General features: G+C 43.1%; 18 protein-coding genes. 10 read left to right on the top strand and 8 right to left on the bottom strand.

Translation table 11 applies throughout. The features are described from left to right. Window positions 1-21: 21 nt before the first annotated feature. Window positions 22-345 (bottom strand): VF530 family protein, encoded by a 324-nt coding sequence (locus LT679_RS10330; protein WP_317206544.1) that lies wholly within the window; start codon window positions 343-345, stop codon window positions 22-24. Between the two features lie 73 nt (window positions 346-418). Here LT679_RS10330 and LT679_RS10325 point away from each other — a divergent pair, with 73 nt between their 5' ends. Both LT679_RS10325 and LT679_RS10320 read left to right on the top strand, forming a co-directional pair. Next, the gene (locus LT679_RS10325; RefSeq protein ID WP_232177454.1) at window positions 419-1,837 is read left to right on the top strand and encodes an alkaline phosphatase family protein; all 1,419 of its coding nucleotides are present in this window, start codon (window positions 419-421) and stop codon (window positions 1,835-1,837) included. 3 nt (window positions 1,838-1,840) lie between these two features. After that, a complete protein-coding gene (locus tag LT679_RS10320) occupies window positions 1,841-2,941 on the top strand; it encodes a lysylphosphatidylglycerol synthase transmembrane domain-containing protein (RefSeq protein ID WP_232177452.1) in 1,101 nt (366 codons plus the stop codon). A 374-nt stretch (window positions 2,942-3,315) separates the two neighbouring features. Here the strand turns inward: LT679_RS10320 and LT679_RS10315 are convergent, their stop codons facing one another. Genes LT679_RS10315 through LT679_RS10300 form a run of 4 tightly spaced genes read right to left on the bottom strand, consistent with a single transcriptional unit; the run spans window position 3,316 to window position 7,601 of the window. After that, the gene (locus tag LT679_RS10315) at window positions 3,316-5,169 is read right to left on the bottom strand and encodes a heme ABC transporter ATP-binding protein (protein ID WP_232177450.1); all 1,854 of its coding nucleotides are present in this window, start codon (window positions 5,167-5,169) and stop codon (window positions 3,316-3,318) included. Between the two features lie 5 nt (window positions 5,170-5,174). Continuing rightward, window positions 5,175-6,212 (bottom strand): FecCD family ABC transporter permease, encoded by a 1,038-nt coding sequence (locus LT679_RS10310; protein WP_232177448.1) that lies wholly within the window; start codon window positions 6,210-6,212, stop codon window positions 5,175-5,177. Then, window positions 6,212-7,111, bottom strand: coding sequence for a heme/hemin ABC transporter substrate-binding protein (locus tag LT679_RS10305; protein WP_232177447.1), 900 nt, complete (start codon window positions 7,109-7,111; stop codon window positions 6,212-6,214). Before LT679_RS10305 ends, LT679_RS10310 begins: the two co-directional genes overlap by 1 nt. Then, entirely contained in the window at window positions 7,050-7,601 is a 552-nt protein-coding gene (locus LT679_RS10300) for an HmuY family protein (RefSeq protein ID WP_232177445.1), read from the bottom strand. The genes LT679_RS10305 and LT679_RS10300 overlap by 62 nt, the downstream gene beginning before the upstream one ends. 333 nt (window positions 7,602-7,934) lie before the next feature. Here LT679_RS10300 and LT679_RS10295 point away from each other — a divergent pair, with 333 nt between their 5' ends. The 7 genes from LT679_RS10295 to LT679_RS10265 all read left to right on the top strand — a co-directional run bounded on the left by LT679_RS10295 (window position 7,935) and on the right by LT679_RS10265 (window position 15,528). Next, window positions 7,935-10,286, top strand: a complete 2,352-nt coding sequence (locus LT679_RS10295; RefSeq protein WP_232177444.1) for a TonB-dependent receptor — start codon at window positions 7,935-7,937, stop codon at window positions 10,284-10,286. Window positions 10,287-10,296: 10 nt separating this feature from the next. Further along, a complete protein-coding gene (locus LT679_RS10290; RefSeq protein ID WP_232177442.1) occupies window positions 10,297-10,971 on the top strand; it encodes an HmuY family protein in 675 nt (224 codons plus the stop codon). 30 nt (window positions 10,972-11,001) lie between these two features. After that, on the top strand, window positions 11,002-11,757 hold the full coding sequence (locus LT679_RS10285) for an HmuY family protein (RefSeq protein ID WP_232177440.1): 756 nt from the start codon (window positions 11,002-11,004) through the stop codon (window positions 11,755-11,757). A gap of 19 nt (window positions 11,758-11,776) precedes the next feature. Then, the gene (locus LT679_RS10280) at window positions 11,777-12,730 is read left to right on the top strand and encodes a DUF5018 domain-containing protein (RefSeq protein ID WP_232177439.1); all 954 of its coding nucleotides are present in this window, start codon (window positions 11,777-11,779) and stop codon (window positions 12,728-12,730) included. A 78-nt stretch (window positions 12,731-12,808) separates the two neighbouring features. Next, window positions 12,809-13,429, top strand: a complete 621-nt coding sequence (locus LT679_RS10275; RefSeq protein WP_232177437.1) for a Vmc-like lipoprotein signal peptide domain-containing protein — start codon at window positions 12,809-12,811, stop codon at window positions 13,427-13,429. 85 nt (window positions 13,430-13,514) lie between these two features. Next, window positions 13,515-14,456 (top strand): DUF5018 domain-containing protein, encoded by a 942-nt coding sequence (locus LT679_RS10270; RefSeq protein WP_232177435.1) that lies wholly within the window; start codon window positions 13,515-13,517, stop codon window positions 14,454-14,456. Window positions 14,457-14,547: 91 nt separating this feature from the next. Beyond that, window positions 14,548-15,528, top strand: a complete 981-nt coding sequence (locus LT679_RS10265; protein ID WP_232177433.1) for a helix-turn-helix transcriptional regulator — start codon at window positions 14,548-14,550, stop codon at window positions 15,526-15,528. Window positions 15,529-15,611: 83 nt separating this feature from the next. Here the strand turns inward: LT679_RS10265 and LT679_RS10260 are convergent, their stop codons facing one another. From LT679_RS10260 to LT679_RS10250, 3 genes are all read right to left on the bottom strand, one after another. Then, the gene (locus LT679_RS10260; RefSeq protein ID WP_232177432.1) at window positions 15,612-16,334 is read right to left on the bottom strand and encodes a LytR/AlgR family response regulator transcription factor; all 723 of its coding nucleotides are present in this window, start codon (window positions 16,332-16,334) and stop codon (window positions 15,612-15,614) included. Next, on the bottom strand, window positions 16,312-17,382 hold the full coding sequence (locus LT679_RS10255; RefSeq protein WP_232177430.1) for a sensor histidine kinase: 1,071 nt from the start codon (window positions 17,380-17,382) through the stop codon (window positions 16,312-16,314). The genes LT679_RS10260 and LT679_RS10255 overlap by 23 nt, the downstream gene beginning before the upstream one ends. 123 nt (window positions 17,383-17,505) lie before the next feature. Beyond that, the gene (locus LT679_RS10250; RefSeq protein WP_232177428.1) at window positions 17,506-17,949 is read right to left on the bottom strand and encodes a winged helix-turn-helix transcriptional regulator; all 444 of its coding nucleotides are present in this window, start codon (window positions 17,947-17,949) and stop codon (window positions 17,506-17,508) included. A 95-nt stretch (window positions 17,950-18,044) separates the two neighbouring features. Between LT679_RS10250 and LT679_RS10245 the strand changes: the two genes are divergently transcribed. Further along, window positions 18,045-18,788, top strand: a complete 744-nt coding sequence (locus LT679_RS10245) for an SDR family oxidoreductase (RefSeq protein ID WP_232177426.1) — start codon at window positions 18,045-18,047, stop codon at window positions 18,786-18,788. Window position 18,789: the final 1 nt, after the last annotated feature.

The following is an 18,789-nucleotide window of genomic DNA, read 5'->3' as shown; positions in this document are numbered from 1 at the left end:
TTGCGGCTGAAGTATATTAATCTAAATATTAAACGGGGTGGAAACATAAAGGTCTTCCACCTTTTTTCTGGCCCAATCAGTTTTACGCAAAAATTTCAGGCTCGATTTAACGCTTGGATTATCATTAAAACAATTGATACGAATACGGCGCCCTAATTCAGGCCAGCCATAATAGGCCACCAGTTCGTTTAAAATAGTTTCTAATGTTTTACCGTGAAGGGGATTGTTCTTTTGCTGTTGCTCCAATTGATACGGTGCTTTTGATGGCTTAAAAATACCAAAACCTGAAGATATATCGTTGTAGAGTTTTTGCAGCGCAAAAAGCGATAGCAAATGTCTAAGCACTTAGCTTAAATCTAAGTCTAAACTTTATCTTTACGATTTAAACTTTATATCACAATTAATTATCTCTACATAAATGCATAGTAAAAAGCGGGTGTTATTTTATTTGGTTGATGGAGCTCACAGCGAAATAATGCCTGAGCTGATAGCCAACGGCACCCTACCTAACATAAAACGTATTGTAGAAGAGGGCACAATCCGCAAGGCCACCAGTTGCTTCCCATCAACTACAGGGCCGGCTTACCTGCCGTTTTTAACGGGGCACTATCCCGGCACAATGGGCATAACCGGTATACGCTGGTTTGATAAGCAGGAATTTAAGCGTACCCGCTGGAATAAAATGGCCATGCGATCATACTGCGGGCCCGAAGCCGCCTTTTTTAATACCGATATGCCGGCAGACAAGCCAACACTTTTTGAACTGATGGGCGAATCATACAATCTTTATAACATGATTACCCGTAATGTTAAAGATGAGTATGATCTGGGTAAAAAAGGGAAGGGCTTATTATATACCCGCGCTCATTTTTGGAAGCGCCATCACCCGGTAGATCACCAGGGCCACCAACGCGTGATGGAGATGCTGCAATCAGGTAAGGATTTCGATTTTTTGTTTGCCGTTTTTCCGAGTGTTGACTGGGATTCACATTATCACCATGTGCGCGATGAGCGTACTATCGAAGCGTACAAGATAGTAGATACTAGTTTGGGCGAAGTACGTGCCTTACTTGAAAAGCAAGGCAAATGGGACGATACGCTGTTTGTGCTGACATCTGACCATGGCCTAACCCCAACGCATACCCATTTGGATGTAGGAGATTGGTTCACCAATAACGGCCTAAAATCCGTTTACTACCCCGTTATCTGGAAAAGCAACCCGAAATCTGCAGTGATGATTTCGGGTAATTCGTTCGGCGCAGTGCACCTGCTTAACCATGAGGGCGACCACGTACTGCGCGAGAAACAAATATTCGAGCTGATGGGTAAGGAGCGTTTTGATAAGTTGTTGAATGAAAACGCTATTGACTTCGCTACTTATCGTGGCGAGGTTGATAATACGTATCACGTGCACAACCAAAACGGCCGTGCGCTCATAAAAAAAGAAGGGGAGACCTACAGCTACCGACCGGAAACTGCCGACACCCTTAAGCTTGGCGGCGATGTAACCGTAACCGGCCATCGTGCGGCATTAGAGGCAACATTCGAGAGCGAGTACCCTGATGCCTTATTCCAGATACATCAACTATTTCAAAGTCGACGCGCGGGCGATATTGTTTTAAGCGCCAGCCTGGGGCATGACCTGCGCGACTTCTGGGAATATCCGGAGCACCTCGGTTCGCATGGCTCCTTGCACAGGCTGCACATGCACGTACCGCTTATTTATAATCAAAAGGACTGGGCCACTCACCCGGCCCGTACCGCCGACCTTTTCGATACCATTTTGAAATGGAAAGGCATTACACCCAAATCATCCCAAGGCGAACCGCTGTTTTAAACCATGCAAACTAACCCCACCACACCAGCTACTACGGAAACAGATAAGCAGCCCGAAAAAGAATCGGTTTTTAATAAAAAACTGATTATTAAGGGCACGCTATGGTTCGCGCTGATTACTATCATCACCATTGCGGGTATATTTTTTTATAACAATACCGGCGATGCGGTAAAGGCGCTTTCGCATATATCAGGCAAATACATCGCGATATGCCTGCTGATGTTGTTTGTTGACCTGATGCTGGGGGGCTGGCGTAATCACATCTACATACAAAAACTGGCGCCTGGCGTATCGCAATGGGTGAGCTTTAAGGCCAACGTAGCCAATATGTTTATGGGGGCCGTAACACCTGCACACGGCGGTGCCGGGCCTGCGCAAATTTATGTATACACCAGCAATGGTGTGACCTTTATTGATGCCTTTGCCGTGAGCCTCATCAACATGGGCGCTACGTTGATATTTATGCCCGCGGCCGGTTTTATAGCCATTATGCTGATGGATACCAGTTATGTAAGCGGCATAGTACCGGCCATGCTGCAATATGGGTTTATATTTTTCCTGCTGTTTTTGGTGGCTTTTTTACTGGCCTTTTGGAAGCCTACCTGGATCGGTGCAGCCATTAAGCAAATAGCCGTTCTGCTCTCCAAAATATTCCCCAAGAAAAAAGAAAATTTGTACAACTGGGCAGATAAATCGGGAGCTAACATAGCACGTTACCAGCAAACCTGCAGCGTAATACTCAAGCAAAACCCATGGCTGTTTCCTTTGAGTATCCTCATTACTACGGTACTCTACTTAAACAAGTACTGTTTGCAGTATGTGATATTGTTAGGCCTGGGCATTAACACCAGCCTGGTACAGGTTATTTCTATACAGATATTAATTCAGTTTATGATTTACTTTGCGCCAAGCCCTGGTGGTAGTGGCTTTGCCGAGGTAGGTATATCGGTACTGTTTGGCAAAATAGTGCCTAAAACTGCCATCCCGATATTTACACTGCTGCAACGCTCATTTCTGCTGTTTATACCAGCTATGGTGGGGGCTTACGTAGTGATCAGTTTACTGCGAAAACAATCAGTGCGGTATTCTACAACGGAGCGCTAAGCGGTATAGATTAGGTTAAATAGTTAAGGTTTTTTTATTGGTTTTAATACTTTATAAGCAGGATTGAAGCTTATCACTAATGTTAAACTTGTCCCTGGTTTTATTTTCAAGTATTGCAATATAATAAATATAAAATAGCCTGTAAATAAATAATTTACAGGCTTCTATGGCTTTTTTGTGTGAGTGGCAGGATTCAAACTTCTGCTTTAGTGCAGACAATAATGTTTCCATTCTGGATATTTAATTATAACTCAACAGTCCTGATTGTTTGGTGTCTGCTGTTGTTTACTTTGTTTTACAGGGCAGTACTATCAGCACGCTTTATTTGACATTAGCCTAAAGCGGCATAACGTAACTGCTCTAAAAAGCTTCTATCAGTTAACCGGTTCGATAGCAATTTCAAGTCCGTTAACCACTTCGCGCCATTCGTTCAACTCAGGCACACCGGGTTTTCGCTTACCAAACATTTGTAATATCATTTCGCCTTGCTGGTCGTACAACTCTATCGAATTTACGTCGCCATCTGTTGATGGTTTTACAACGTGCCAGGTTTCGGCAATGGCATCCATACGCAGGTGCAGGTTAAATTCCGGATCCAGAACGTTGTACCATGGTCCCATTTCTACCAGTTTGTCAATATTGCCGGTGTGTATTTGTATACAACCGTGATTAGGTACGAAAATCATCACCGGTATATGGTTACCGGCGCATAATTCGCAAGCCTTTTTAAAGTTCTCCGCATTCAATTTCTTCGCAAATCCTTCGGGGGCCAAACGTAGTGCCTGTGTGCGGGATACGTTGAATCTCCTCAGCAATCCAAAAAATTCATGGCTGTCGCCCATGCCTTTCCATGCGGTTTGAAAGTCTTCAACCTGAACGGCTTCGTCAGGCATTTCGGCATTGTGTTTGTCATCTTTATGCGCAACGCTAATTGCTTTTAGGGAGTTATCTACAAAATCATTCAGGAGGTTTTGGTAGGCTTCTTCATTGCTTTTATCTGTTATATATATCTTATGCAGGGCGGTGCCGGCTTTGTCAAAAAACTGCAGGCTTCTTCTACCGTTCTCACTAACCGCAAAACCAAACTGCCAGTGTTGCATAAACAGGCGCAGGTCAATATCTTCACCCAAAACCAAACCGGCATGTGGTGTAAATGATATTTTTTCGTAAACACCTTTACGTTCGCTCACGCAGTATTCGTTACGGGTAAGCGCCATAACATATCCCAGTTCTGGTACGCGTTTAAGCAGGTTTTCAAAATCTTTTTTTAGCGGGATGGCTGTTTCACCAATTCCGGTTGCTACCAGTTCGGCTTCGCTTATATTCAAATCAGCCGCAATTTCACGAATGCGTTTTTTGGGGTTGGCCGCTTTGTATTCGGTGTACCTTTGTTTCAGGTTGTTTTGTGTGGTTTCCATATCCGTAGGGTTTAAAGTTTGTTTATAGTTAAAAGCCACTTCGCGCGGCATAATCATTTGCTTTAATGTAGAAGGATTGATTACGATATCTGCTTCTATTTCAAAAATTTCGTAAACAGGTTTGGGTTGTAATGTTTCATGCGGACTACCGTCATACCATTTGCGGCCATTCTTAAGCATTATCACACGGTCGGCATAATGCGACGCCAGGTTCATATCGTGCAATACGCATATTACCATGTGGCCGCGGCGGGCCATTGCCTTCAGGATAGCCAGCGTTTGCTGCTGGTATAATATATCCATACCGGTAACCGGTTCGTCCATCAGCAACAACGAATTTTTTTGCTGCCATAACTGGGCTAATGCACGGGCCAGCTGAACGCGTTGCTGCTCTCCGCCGGAAAGCGTGAGGTATGATCGGCCGGCCATTTGGGCAATGCCGGTTGCCTTCATTACTTCATCAACCACATTAACATCGTTTGCCGATGGCGAATTTTTAAAGTAAGGGTAGCGTCCCATCATCACCAGCTCGGCTACCGTAAAAGGCAGGCTTACGTTATTTTGCTGATTGAGTACGGCCCGGTTTATCGCAAGATCGGATGTTGTATACTCGCCAAGTAATTTGCCATTGAATAAAACTTGCCCATTTTCCGTTTTATGCATACCGGCAATTATTTTAAGCAGTGTGGACTTCCCGGCACCATTGGCGCCCAGCAAAACCACCATTTCACCGGGGCGTATGCTGAACGATACATCGCTTACCAAGGTGCGGTGCCCCACTTTAAATGATATGTTGTTTACGGTAAGCATAAAAGTTAAATCATCAGTTTTCGTTTATCCCTTATAAGTATATATAAAAATACCGGAGCGCCTATTAGGGCAGTTATTACACCTATTGGTAATTCAATAGGAGCGATGATGGTGCGCGCTATCAAATCAGCAAGTGTAAGCATTAAGGCGCCTGACAGCGCTGAGGCGGGCAGCACATGCGCATTGTCAACCCCGATCAGCAAGCGTACAATGTGTGGTACAAGCAATCCAACAAAACTGATAATGCCGGTTAATGATACTGCCGCACCAACCGCCATGGTTGAAAGTAGTATAACGTGTTTTTTTACTTTATCAACATCAATTCCTAAGTAACCGGCTTGCGCCTCACCAAGTGAAAAGGCATTTAAAGCCTTACCCGAGAATGGTAGCAGAATAGCCGGTAACAGTACAAATGGTGCAAGCGTTATAATGGTTTGCCAGGTTGCGCCACCTAAACTACCCAGCAGCCAAAAGGTAATATTACGCAACTGCTGCTCGGTAGCAAGGTAGGTGATAAGGCCGGTTAAAGCCCCCGCCAGGGCATTTATAGCAATGCCCGCTAACAACATAGTAGTGATGTTGGGCCGCCCCTCATGTTTTGATATATTATATATAATGAGCGCAGTAACTCCCGCGCCGGCAAACGCGCCGAATGCCAGCAGATAATAGCCGAGTAAATTGCTCAAACCGGCAAATAATATGCCTTCAAGACCTATAACCGCTACTGCCGCTAATGATGCACCGGCCGATACACCGATGAGCCCGGGCTCGGCAAGCGGATTGCGAAAAATGCCTTGTATTGATGCGCCCGATATGCCCAGCGCGGCTCCGGCTAATAAGCCCAACAATAATCGTGGTAAACGTACAATGGTTACAATAGCTTCGTGTTGTTGGTTGGCCCCGCCAACTGATCCGGTTATTTTATTCGCTAATATACCGGCTACCTCAGCAGGGGGGATGTGTACTGCTCCCAAGCCGATGGATAATATACCAGCTGTTATGATGCCTGCTATCACAAGTATATAAAAGAGCTTTTTATTCATCAGAGCTTATTATGTAGTTGGATGATGGCCTGATCGAGCCTGGTGCTGAAACCAACCAGCAAGCCCGAATCCATTTGTACAATGCGCTTGTTTTTGCCCGCTGTAGTTTGCAGCATACCGGGTATCTTCAAAATACTTTCAATTCCCCCAAGGCTGTTAAAGCCAAAATCAAACATCAGTATCACATCCGGATCGGCTTCTACAAGCGCCTCGGTAGTAAACGGTTTAAAATCATCAAAGCCGGTTACGGCATTTTGCCCGCCTGCAAGGCTGATCATGGCATCAACACTTGTTTTTTTACCGGCAACCATCATTACACCCGTACCCCGGGCGTAAATAAACAATACCTTAGTTTTTTTGGGATGCTGTTTCACAAAACTTATGACTGTGTTCACTTTGGTTTGCAACGATTTAATAAGTGCCGCACCCTTTGCTTGTACCTGCAATGCAGATGCGACGTCCTTAATTAATTGGTAAGTGCCTGACGGCGAATAAAGTTGTTTAATTTGAACCACTTTGATGCCTGCGGCGGTTAACTGGTATTCAATCTCTTTGTTTATACCACCTTCTGCGGCAAGCACTATATCCGGATCAAATGATAGTAACCCCTCTGCCGACACTGAACGGTTTTTACTCGCTTTCGGGAGTTTTGCTACATAGGCTGGATAGGTGCTGGTTACGTCAACCGCTACGAGGTTTTTGCCCAGGCCAAGCGCGTCAACGGTTTCTGTAAGCGTATTGTTAAGCGTAATGATACGTTTTGGCGATGCTGCTATTGCAGCGTTTAAAGTTGCCAGCCAAAGTAATAATATGAGGACGTGTTTTTTCATGCTCGCATTAGTTGGATTTGTTGATGAAGGCGTATCTAAACGTATAGTAGCCCGCTTCGCCGTCTCCATTTTTATAATAATTTAATATTTCAAGCTTGGCATATTTGCCCGAAGCTGTTTTAACCACAATCACCCGACCGGGTGCTGGATTAACGGTATGGTTAGTCATGTCATACAAATACCAGCCCTGGCCGCTACCGGTTGGCATAGCTTTGCTTTGCGCTGTATCTTCGGTATATCCGTCAGGGGGCGCGATGGTCACTTTATCAAAGGAGGTATTTTTTAATATCTGGGCAGTGGTTGCGCCTTTGCCGCTACTGCCGCTGTTCACTAAAATGCCGGTACGTTGCAGCGCCATATCCCATTTAGCGGTCGCTGTATCTGTTCCGGTTATTGTTTTACCCTCATCAATACTGTAATAAACTCTTGATAAGGCCGGCAGATCTTTTACAATTTTTATGTCGGCAGTGGTTTGTGCTTTTATTTCAAAACAGGTTATAAGTGATAAACCTAATGTTAACCCAAAGCCGATACCGGTATATTTTAAACGCGATTTCATGCCGCAAATGAACCGCTTATTTATAAGCATTCCAAATAAGGAGGAGGAGGCTTACGGAATCGGGATTGTGCAATTCATCTGGGCTAATGTCTCGCTCTTGAGTTTGTGTATTGTGTTATTTGGTTCTATATAAAGTATTTATAATCTTTTTCTCTTTCGGCTTTATGCTTCTCGGGCATACATTTTAGGTAATCCGCCGCGCCTTTTTCCTTAATAATCATCCCAAAATCGTAAAAAATAATCCCGATTTCGGTAATAAACTATCAATTAAACTACACACCTTTGTCTTGTTGTTATTTAGACTGATTAAAAATAATATCAGCCCTTGATTAAATGAAATACACGTACTGCTTGTTACTTATGCTATTATCATCATTACATATCGCCTTTGCTCAAACGCCCTCAGGGCGTATAAGCGGCACTGTTACTGATGATAAAGGGAAGGCAGTGCAAGGTGTGGCTGTCACTATAATTCAAACCGGGCAGGGAGCCGCAACCGGAGATCATGGCGAATTTGTCATTAACAACATTACTGCGGGCAACTATCATGTGCGGGTAAGCGCCGTAGGGTTAAAGCCTCAGGTGGTGAAAATCAGTGTTAAGCAAGGGCAGCAAGTAATATTAGCCATATCGGCAGAAGCAGATGTGAACGCCTTAAACGAGGTGAGCATTAACACTAAGCCTTATAATCCGGATAACCTGATCGATTTTCAGCGCACGGCAATGCCGGTTACAGTTATAACCCGTAAGCAAATTGATCAAATGGGCAGCCGCAGGCTCGATGAGGTTTTAAAAGAACAAACCGGTCTGGCAATTGTGAGCGATGTTGGCGCCGGGCCGCGTGCGGTGGGCTTACAAATGCAGGGCTTTGATAGTGGTTACACCATGATCCTGCTTGATGGCCAGCCTATGACCGGCCGTAATTCCGGTAACTTTGACCTGTCGCGCATCACGGTTGCTAATATTGAGCGTATCGAAATCATTAAAGGTGCATCATCCTGCCTGTTTGGCAGCGAGGCAATGGCGGGCGCGATAAATATTGTTACCCGTCAACGTATATCGCAAAGCCAGGGTATGGCGTCGGTACGCTATGGCAGCTTTAATGTAGTTGATGCTAATCTGGAAGGAGAAATGCCATTTGCAGGCGGTAAAGGATCGGGGTACATAGGCGCAAATTATTACCGTACCGATGGTTTTAATGCCAATCCATATCTTACTGAAGGTAAGACGGTGTATCCATACAGTAGTTATACCATACAGGGCCGTGGCCGTTACGCCCTTAGTGAAATTAATTCACTGAACTTTACCGGGAGATTTGCGTCGCGCGAATCAGTAAACAATAAATCATTCAACACTGCTACGCAGCGTGATGCCATGAGTGAGGATGATCTGAACGCATCGGCAGTACTGAACACAAACCTGAAAAGCGGCTTACGGCTGAAAACACAATATTACCTTACCCGATATTTTACCCGCCAAAACAATACCGACCTTACATCTACCCAAACTTTAACTGCGAATAATTTTACGCAGTACCTGCACCGTGGCGAGGTGCAGGTATCAAGGTCGTGGCATAACGCCTTTACGCTTACCGGCGGAGTAGGTACCCAGTACGAAACAATGAACAACACGCTGTATGGTGGAAACCGTAGTCAGCAAAACAGTTTTGTTTATTCACAAGGAGATTGGCAATTAACCAATAACACTACGGTAGTTGGCGGGCTAAGGCTTGAACACCATAACCGCTACGGCAGCAGCTTAACCCCAAGCATCGGTGTTGACCATAAACTAAGCCATGCTTTTACGTTGAAGGCGGCTGTAGCATCGGGCTTTAAAACGCCTGACTACCGGCAATTGTACATGGTGTTCACCAACTTTGCAGGGGGTGGTTATACCGTTTTAGGCAATGAAGTTTTTGAACAGGAGCTGCAACGCATGCAGCAGAACGGCGAGATATCATCAGTATTCCCGAATGCGGGTCGTGTGGGGCAATTAAAGGCCGAGCGTTCTGTATCGTACAGCGCTGGCTTTGCCTATACTCCCTCGAACAAGGTCAATATGCAGGTTAACGGCTTTTATAATAATGTGCGCAATTTTATCAATACAGAGCAGGTGGCGTCAAAGTCTAACGGGCAGCAGGTGTTCTCTTACTTCAATATTGATAGGGTATTCTTAACAGGCGTCGAGGTAAATGGCATTGTTAAAGCAGCACGCGGTTTAACCATATCGGCAGGTTATCAATTGCTTTACGCTAAGGACAGGGGTGTTATTGATTCAATAAAAGCAGGTAGTGGCGACTTTGCAACAATACACATGCCCGAAACAGCTACAGACAGGCGATCTACCACTTCTGATTATTTTGGCCTTACCAATCGCTCGCGCCATATGGCCAACCTGCGTTTTGTGTACGATTATGAGCCAAAAGCGATAACCGGAATTTTGAGAGTGAATTACCGGGGCAAATACGGCTTTATGGAAGCGGGCAGGCGCAATAATTTTTTAGATCCTTATGATACCTACGTGCCCGGATACTTCTTGCTGAACGCTTCCGTGCAAAAGGTTTTGATGCAAAAGCATCTGTCGTTACAAGTAATAGTTGATAATATCATGAACTATCGGCACGAGCTCATGCCTGCCAATTCGGGCCGAACGGTATTGCTGGGTATTAATTACCGCTTTTTTTAAATCACTACGTATGAAACTAAATCGACTTATAAAATTAAGATCATTTGTGTTAGGTGTGGCTTTAGTGGCCGCCCTGAGTGCCTGTACCAAGCAGGAGATAAAACCTGTATTAGCCGATGGTAAAAGTACCGTTGTAGATGATTTACCGGGGGATGTTGGTAATACCGTGGGTAGTGGCAAGCCATTCACGCCGGTTTATTTCAGTTTTTCGACAAACGTAAAAGTTGATAGCAGTGAGAAAAAGACGCTTAAATGGGATATCGCTTTTGCCAGGGAGTACAACTCTTATGTATACATAAATAACGGTACTAATGAGTCGAGTTTCGGCTTGGGCGGGCCGGGCAAGGGTGCTTTGATCGCTGTAAATCAAAATTATGACAAGCTTACTACGGCACCGTCTGATGAAGAATTTAACAAGAATGGAATAACTGCGGCTGGTTGGGACAGTGGCAACGGCAACGGCTGGTATTTCTACGATCTGAAAACCCACATCGCCATACCCGTAAAAAACCGCACTTACGTGTTGCGTACGGCTGATGGAAAATTTGCCAAGCTGGAAATGGTAAGCATGTACAAAGGTGCCCCGGCGGTGGTAACGGATATAACATGGCCTGCGCCATATTTCACATTCAGGTATTACGTACAGCAGGATGGCAGCCGCAATCTGTCAACCAAAGACCAATAATCTATTTACTAACAAATACATATACAAAACATGATGCGATCATTATTAAAAAGTTCAGGAAGATGGTTTTTTATGCTGACAGTAGTGAGTGTGCTGTTTACAGCATGTTCAAAAGATAACGATGTTGTGCCAGATGACAAAACCGGAACTGAAACACCTAACCCTAACGGCACGGTGCCTTACTATAAAATACAACGAGTAGAGAATTTTTTGGCACCGATAGACGACAGCCAGCCAACCACGCCGCCACCGGTAGTTTATTTCAGCCTTGAAAATAAGGAAGAGGTAGCCGCTGAGTTTAAGAAAACCGCCCGTTGGGACATCAGCTTTGGTAGTTTGTATAACAGCTTCATCGGATCAAACAACGGTAAAGATGAAAAGAACGAAGGCTACGGAGCTAACGGAGCCGGTGGTATTTTGATATTGGAAAAGCCGTTTGAAGAGATTACCGACGTGCCTGCAAGCGGTGAATTTTCAACATCAGCTACTTATGGTACTGACAAACTTGGCGCATTTGGCGATGGAACCGGCTGGTACCTGTACGATTTTAACGGTACTATCCGCGGCGATGGCAGTGAGCAAAAAAAGCATGTGGCTTACGCTATGCCTGAGTCGCGCACGCTGGTAGTTCGCACCGCATCAGGCGATCTGGCTAAAATTAAAATGATCAGTTGCTACAAAGATGCCTTTACTCCTGATAAGTGGTTTAAAGATACTCCGCATATGTATTTCACTTTTGAGTATGTGCTTGTACCTAAAGGAAGCACCAAATTCGAGATCAAGTAATCTGAACCTCATCCTTAAAATGAAACTAAAACTTATTCAATTTATACTATTGTTGCTGGTTGCGGCAGGCATGGCATCATGTACTAAAACAATGGATCTGCCTGGTTTGCCACAAAGCAAGATAACCTCATATAAAGTGGTTAACCTGCCGGATACGGTGATTTATGGCGCTATTGATAATATAGAAAAAACGATAACTGTTTACGTGCCATTTTACTATAACATGGTAGTGATTGACCCGGAGATCACACTGTCTGAAGGGGCTAAGCTTAGCGAACGGGCACTGCCGGTATCAGTAAACGCTAAAGATGTTAAATACACAGTAACAGGCGTTGATGGCAGTAAGAATGTTTACACATTGAAAATTGTCAATCAATCCATCACTTCACTTGAGATTGACTGGCTCGCAACCGACGAACAGGTTGCTAATCCGGTAGGGGTGTTGCCGAGCATCAAAGGCAATTTTCAAAGCCGGAATGCACAGGCGGTGGGTATTGAACTTGCCAAACGTGGTTCAGGGCAAAAGGTAAACCTTGCAATGGCTGCTTCAGGTATGCAAACTGAAGGCAATGATTACACCCTGTTTAATGTGCCTATACCGGCAACTATTGATACGGGTTACTACGATGTTACCGTAGCGTTTGCCGGCCATACAGCCAAACTTACCAAACCGGTACATATCACATTTCAGCAGCCTGATTTATTGATACCCAGCCGCGAGGTTAAGCAAGGTGGTGAGATCAGTTTTGATGCTTTTAACACGGTGTTTGTTGGCCTGAAAGCCGCTTCGGTCACGGTTAACAATCAAACCTATCCGCTTACCATACTAAGTTACGACAGGCTGAAGATGACCCTTAAAACGCCTGACGATCTGCCGGTAGGTGTGTATAACTATACTGCCACTTACAACTTTGAGTTTGAGGGCTGGCCTACAGTAACTAAGGTTGGGGCATTAACAGTAACATCCAAATAAACAAAGGTTATTCCGCTTTAGCGTACGGAGAGCGACTAACATACATCAAATCTATTTACATTTTTAATCTTAAAAACAATGAAAAACAAATTATTCAGCACCGTAAGGTCAGTAACCGCAATTGCCGCTATCGCCATTGTTGCCGTATCATGTAAAAAAGATGCTGCTGTGCCTGAGTCATCAGCTTCATCAAAATCAAACCTAACAACCAACGCGGTGCCAAGCAGCGCTACCTACACCATTAACGGACGTTATGCTAACCCGGCTTTAGGCCCTGCAGGTTACGGTACCATTTATGTTGATCTGGCTACAGGTGCTCAGGATAGCGTAGCTACTTTTTTAGGTGTTGATGTGCATTTTACCAGCACTAATAACTCTGTTATTCAAGTGCCTTCAGGTTCAACGCTGAAAACACTGTATAACACTTCAAAAACATTCGCTTCACTAAAAATATCCGATTTTACAGGTAGCGCTGTTGCCAGTGTTGGTCGCAACACATCAACTACAGGCACACCTAATGGCTGGTATAACTATGCCGTTCCGGGTGGCGTAACGCCAATTGCAGGCTTCTTTATACTGGTAACTCCTGCAAGCGGTAGTCCTTATGCCATCCAGGTTACAGCAGCAGCTGGTCAGGGTACTGCAACCAGCAACAGGGGTGTGTACACCATTAAAACAGGTGTAATTAACAACTTATAATTGCCTCAGTAACACAGTTGTGCCCGTAATGGGCACAACTGCTTTTAACGTGGAAAAAGCACGCATTTATTAAACATGTTTAAAAATGATCGGCATTAAACGCATTACAGTGATCAGAAAATTTTACCCATTTATTTTAATTATTGCGGTATTGGCAGGTTTATCATCCTGTAAAAAGGAATACCCGGCCTTACCTTATAACAATATTGAGCAATTTACCATTAAGGATGCCGCAGGCAACGATATTAAAGCATCTATTGACGGTGCAAGCATCATTGTTTATTACCCACCTTTTCAGACAGTTCCGGCTAAAGTGAAGCCAGTTATTGTAGTATCTGAAGGTGCAACTGTTACGCCCCAATCAGGCAGTGAAGTTGAATATAAGGACGGTGTAACGTTTGAGGTTAAAGCAGCTGATGGCAGTACAAAAACCTACACATTAAAAGCATTGGTAAACCAGCCAACACCAACAATTGAGGTTGGCGATACTCAGTTAGATTATGGTTTATCAATAACCGGCGAATATTTATTGCCCGATACCAATCAAACAAAAATATATTTAATCAATTCTCAGAATAAAGAAACTCAAGTACCGGCTTCTACTTTTACCGAGTTCTCAGCTTCACGCATTTCAGCCCCAATACCTGCTGGTATTGACACCGGCCGTTACCGGGTACGTGTAATTAGCGGTACACACAATATAGTTAAAGGTTCTATATTAATTGGACCGCCGACGCTTTCCTTTGATTTGGCGCAAGAAACTGTGAAAAGAGGAGGAGAGATAACTATAACAAATTCTAATGGAGCACTTAAATACTATCGTAGCGGTATTGCAGCCAAAGTCAGGCTACTCTACTCTCGTCGGGATTTTGTTGAAGCTGACATAATCAGCATAAGCGATACAGAAATAAAAGTAAAAGTGCCTGTCGATTTCCCTGCTAATAGTATCACTCTTGTGGTGGTAAATGTAGAAGGTGATGATAACGTGATTTCACCATTAATGGGTACCATAACAGTTACAGATTAATGTACATACACAACCTTTTAATCACTAAACAAAAAAAGCCCTGTGTACCCATGCTGGTTTGGCATGGGTACGGCAGGCACAACTGTTACTAATGCACATTAAATCAAAAATAGAGGGATTTGAAGATTGGCTGTTCATCGAAGAACTGCCTGATACGTTTAACGCCGGCACGCCATTGGCCGAAAAGCGCATGACGATTAAGCGGCCGCCTGTTCATGAATTTTCTAATTATATGCTCAGCTCGGGTGGTGTTTTTTTAATGCATGCAAAAATGCAGTTTACCGAACCTGCCACCATTTTGTTTGAGATTGAAGGCGAAACCATTAACTCGCAATTTATTTTTTACGATAATATGCCCGCAGGTGATGACAAGGGCAGCAAAAAGCCAAGGGGCGGCGCCCGCCATAATATCAGGTATATTCCCTCTCTCTCCGGCAAATATGAGCTTACTAAGGGCGTTAATTACAGCTATTTCCTGGTAGTACTTTCCAAGGAATATTATTTTCATTTAATTAACAAAGACTCTATACTGCATGCCGACTTTGTTGAGGAGATAAAGAATGGCAAGTACACCTCAATATCAGCTAAAGATTTGCTGGTTTCGCACGAGATGCGGCAGATTATTAATGACATTGTTGAATGCCGTAAAACGGGTGAACTTAAACGGTTGTTTACCGAGGCAAAAATACTGGAGCTGCTGATGTTGCAAATGGAGCAGATACAGCACGATCAGTTAAGTGAAACCAACACCTTTACACCCGCCGAGCAAGAAAAGGTAGAGCATGCCCGCGATCTGCTGGATGAACAATTTGTTAATCCGCCCGTATTACCAGTGCTGTCACGTTTAGTCGGCTTAAATGAGTTTAAGCTTAAACGTGGCTTTAAGGCTTATTTTGGAACAACCATCTATGGCTACGTTACCCGCCTTAAAATGGAACATGCGCGGCATTTACTAATTGATAAGAAATTAACCGTGCGTGAGGTTACGCACGAGGTGGGCTTCAAACATCAATCACACTTGTCTGAGGCCTTTAAAAAATACTTTGGTATTTTACCAAGTGAGATTAGGTAATGATTTCCTGAAAATAAAATATAGCAGTTAATGACTGCTGAATATATTCCCTCCTGCTAAACAACTGCAACCGTTACGCTATATCACTTACTTAAAATTTTACCGGTAACAAATTCACTAAAGAAGTAATCCCTGTAAACATTGCCGATCGGTATTTCATTTTCTCTGATGTAAACCGTGTTGTTATCCACAGAATCAATGTTGTTTACATTGATGATGTAAGATTTGCTTACCCTGACGAAAGAACTTTTTGGCAACAAGTCATGAATAGTTTTAATATTCATCAGGGTGATCACCTTTTGATTTGCCAAATAGATGATCACATAATCTTTTAAGCCTTCGATATAAAGTATATCGCTAAAATGAACTTTAAATATCCTGCGTTCTGATTTTACAAAAATGTAATCCGTAGTAATGTTTTCAATGTTGCTGTTAGCTTGTTCAGTATGGAACAGCTTACAATACGTTTGAGCTTTTTCAACCGCTTTTTTAAATCGCTCTAATTTTACGGGTTTAATCAAATAGTCAATGGCGTCTACTTCATAACTCTCGGAGGCAAACTCGTGGAAAGCTGTTGTAAACACCACTAAGGTTTTTTTAGGAATGGTTTTGGCAAATTCAATACCATTCACGCCGGGCATTTGAATATCCAGAAATACCAGGTCAACCGCATTTTTTGATAGAAAAACCTTTGTTGATTCTGCGCCGTTAAATGAACCGATAACTTCCAGATTATCGGTTTGGTGAACCAGTTTTTCAATAGCCTTTCTGGCCAACGGCTCGTCATCTACTATAATACAGTTCATTGTTTAAATTTAAGGATAAGGTAACACTGTATGTATCAGGATGGTCGTCTATCTGCAAAACGTGTGATGACGGGAACATTAACGCTAACCGTCTTTTGATATTAGCTAAACCTAATCCTCCGGGCTTACTAACTGCTTTTACCGCGGGTTTAGAGTTTACGCATTTAAAAAAAAGCTCGTTATGGCGCACATCAAAATACAGGTTCAGGTAGGATAGTTTTGCAGCGTCGTTATTATGTTTCACCGCATTTTCTACAAATGATATAAATAACAGCGGAGGAACCTGAACCCCGCTCAATTCACCCTCCTTAGATATTAAAAAATTAAAATTGTCTCGCCTGACTTTCTCCAGGTTTAAAAAATCTTCCAGAAAATGGATCTCTGAGGTTAACAGAACTTTATCTCTTGAGCTGTCATAAAGTTGGTACCGGAGGAGGTCACTCAATTTAACCAACACCTGCGAGGCTTTTTTCGGATCATCCTCAATTAATACGTTAGCATTGTTGAGCATATTAAAAAGAAAATGAGGGTTGATTTGGTTTTTGAGCTGCTCCAGTTCAGTATTGGTTTTAGCCAGTTCCAGTTCATAAATCAGTTGCGTGTCAGATATCCATTGCTGGAATATTTTGACCGCTGCTGATGCAATAATAAGCATCATGATCATGAAGGAAAAGGTAATAAAGTTAATAGTGTCATCCTGGTAAGGAAGTGCTTTATGCTTAAAGTAAAAAGCAAAACACTCGTGAATGTAAAACGAAAGCACGATGCCTAAAAGCGCAAAAATTCCATAGCTCAGATATTTTTTCTTGAATAAAAAATTGGGCACTAAAAGATACATATTCCAGTAGGCCAGTAATATGATCTGGATAAAAATAACCAGTCGGTTATAGGTCTCAAAAGGTTCTACATAGTCCGCCGGGCTGTAATACAAAACAATAATACAAAACACGATCACAAAAAAATGACGTTGAAATTTGTACTTTGCTGCAACAATCCACTGTAGCATCCAATTGGTATCTATAGCTTTTGCGTGTAGAGGTATACTCATAAATTTAAATCTAAGGCAAATCAAGTAAACCTCCGGAATTAAAAAGAACTTACTATACCAAAGCCCGATAATTATATACCAAATTAGGTAGTTGAATTTTTTAGATACTAAAGCAGGTTGCTTCTAAAAAGTGTCGGCTTGTTTTTCTATAAGGGATTGCCGCTGGCTCCTCAATTTGTCCTGTATTTCAGTAACTGCTTTCTTCTTGTTTTTTTTTATTCCCTCAAGCAATGTTTTGGGGCCGCCGTTTGGATTGTACCTGGAGCCCCAGTTAAGAATTTCAACCATAAAAGGTACCAATTCAATACCCTTATCAGTTAACAGGTACAAGAACTTTGAAGCATTTTTTGGCGAGGTTATTTTAGTGACGATACCTTCGTTTAAAAGTATGTTCAGCTTTTCGGTAAGTACGGCCGAAGATATTTTTTCGGCTGATGCCCTAAATTCCAGGAAGGAGTTTTTGCCGTTAAACATTAAATCCCGTAAGATCAAAAGCATCCATTTATCGCCAAAAATTTCTACCGAATAGTTGATTGGGCATGATGATCTTCTTTCGATTGTTTCCATAGTGTCAAAATAAAAAGCAGTTCATTTTTAAAACTACTTTTGTATACATTTGTAGTTCGAAAAACAGACTACAAAAGTAACTAAAAAATTTAATTATGAACTTTACAAATAAGAACGTCGTGATTACCGGCGGCACTACAGGCATAGGCCTGGCAACAGCTAAAGCATTTATAGCAGCGGGAGCAAATGTTTGGATTACAGGCAGAAAAGCAGAGAATCTGCAAAAGGCAGCCGCACAAATAAATAGCCCAAAATTATTCACCGTTGTTTCAGACACTTCAAAACTCGAAGGTATCTCGGTTCTTGAAAAAGCAGTTTCGGAAAGTGGGCAGCAATTAGATGTACTATTCCTTAACGCGGGGATCGGGGTATTTGAGCCAATGGAAAAAGTAACGGAAGAAAACTTTGATGCGCAATTTAACACAAACGTTAAGGGGCATTTCTTTACGTTGCAAAAATTACTTCCACACTTAAAGGATGGGTCGGCAGTGTTATTTACATCTTCAACAGCGGCCACCGCTGCTAACGCCGGGTCTCTTATTTATTCTGCTACAAAAGGCGCATTGAACAAAATAGCCCAAATTGCCGCGAATGAATTGGCAGGAAGAAAGATACGCGTCAACATCGTAAGTCCGGGCCCTGTTGAAACACCTGGTTTAGATACTGTAATACCTGCAGAAGCAAAAGGGTTTTTAGCCGGTGCTACAGCGCTTCAACGGTTGGGCGATCCTGACGAAATTGCTAAAACAGTGTTATTCCTGGCTTCTGATGCCGCAAGCTTCATCACAGGAACTGAGATTGTTGCGGATGGCGGCTATCTTAATTACGCGCTAAAATAAT

Origin of the sequence: Mucilaginibacter roseus (genome assembly GCF_021215455.1) — a bacterium.
In the GTDB taxonomy this organism is placed as follows: domain Bacteria; phylum Bacteroidota; class Bacteroidia; order Sphingobacteriales; family Sphingobacteriaceae; genus Mucilaginibacter; species Mucilaginibacter roseus.
The sequence above is the reverse complement of the archived record's forward strand: the minus strand, read 5'-3'. Positions and strand labels throughout refer to the sequence as shown.

Bases quoted from the DNA above. Each gene is read 5' to 3' on its own strand.
- LT679_RS10295 (WP_232177444.1), top strand. From the start codon at position 7,935: ATGAAATACACGTACTGCTTGTTACTTATGCTATTATCATCATTACAT.
- LT679_RS10250 (WP_232177428.1), bottom strand. From the start codon at position 17,949: ATGGAAACAATCGAAAGAAGATCATCATGCCCAATCAACTATTCGGTA.
- LT679_RS10265 (WP_232177433.1), top strand. From the start codon at position 14,548: ATGCACATTAAATCAAAAATAGAGGGATTTGAAGATTGGCTGTTCATC.
- LT679_RS10285 (WP_232177440.1), top strand. From the start codon at position 11,002: ATGATGCGATCATTATTAAAAAGTTCAGGAAGATGGTTTTTTATGCTG.
- LT679_RS10310 (WP_232177448.1), bottom strand. From the start codon at position 6,212: ATGAATAAAAAGCTCTTTTATATACTTGTGATAGCAGGCATCATAACA.
- LT679_RS10260 (WP_232177432.1), bottom strand. From the start codon at position 16,334: ATGAACTGTATTATAGTAGATGACGAGCCGTTGGCCAGAAAGGCTATT.
- LT679_RS10325 (WP_232177454.1), top strand. From the start codon at position 419: ATGCATAGTAAAAAGCGGGTGTTATTTTATTTGGTTGATGGAGCTCAC.
- LT679_RS10280 (WP_232177439.1), top strand. From the start codon at position 11,777: ATGAAACTAAAACTTATTCAATTTATACTATTGTTGCTGGTTGCGGCA.
- LT679_RS10275 (WP_232177437.1), top strand. From the start codon at position 12,809: ATGAAAAACAAATTATTCAGCACCGTAAGGTCAGTAACCGCAATTGCC.
- LT679_RS10300 (WP_232177445.1), bottom strand. From the start codon at position 7,601: ATGAAATCGCGTTTAAAATATACCGGTATCGGCTTTGGGTTAACATTA.
- LT679_RS10245 (WP_232177426.1), top strand. From the start codon at position 18,045: ATGAACTTTACAAATAAGAACGTCGTGATTACCGGCGGCACTACAGGC.
- LT679_RS10255 (WP_232177430.1), bottom strand. From the start codon at position 17,382: ATGAGTATACCTCTACACGCAAAAGCTATAGATACCAATTGGATGCTA.
- LT679_RS10320 (WP_232177452.1), top strand. From the start codon at position 1,841: ATGCAAACTAACCCCACCACACCAGCTACTACGGAAACAGATAAGCAG.
- LT679_RS10290 (WP_232177442.1), top strand. From the start codon at position 10,297: ATGAAACTAAATCGACTTATAAAATTAAGATCATTTGTGTTAGGTGTG.
- LT679_RS10315 (WP_232177450.1), bottom strand. From the start codon at position 5,169: ATGCTTACCGTAAACAACATATCATTTAAAGTGGGGCACCGCACCTTG.
- LT679_RS10305 (WP_232177447.1), bottom strand. From the start codon at position 7,111: ATGGAGACGGCGAAGCGGGCTACTATACGTTTAGATACGCCTTCATCA.
- LT679_RS10270 (WP_232177435.1), top strand. From the start codon at position 13,515: ATGATCGGCATTAAACGCATTACAGTGATCAGAAAATTTTACCCATTT.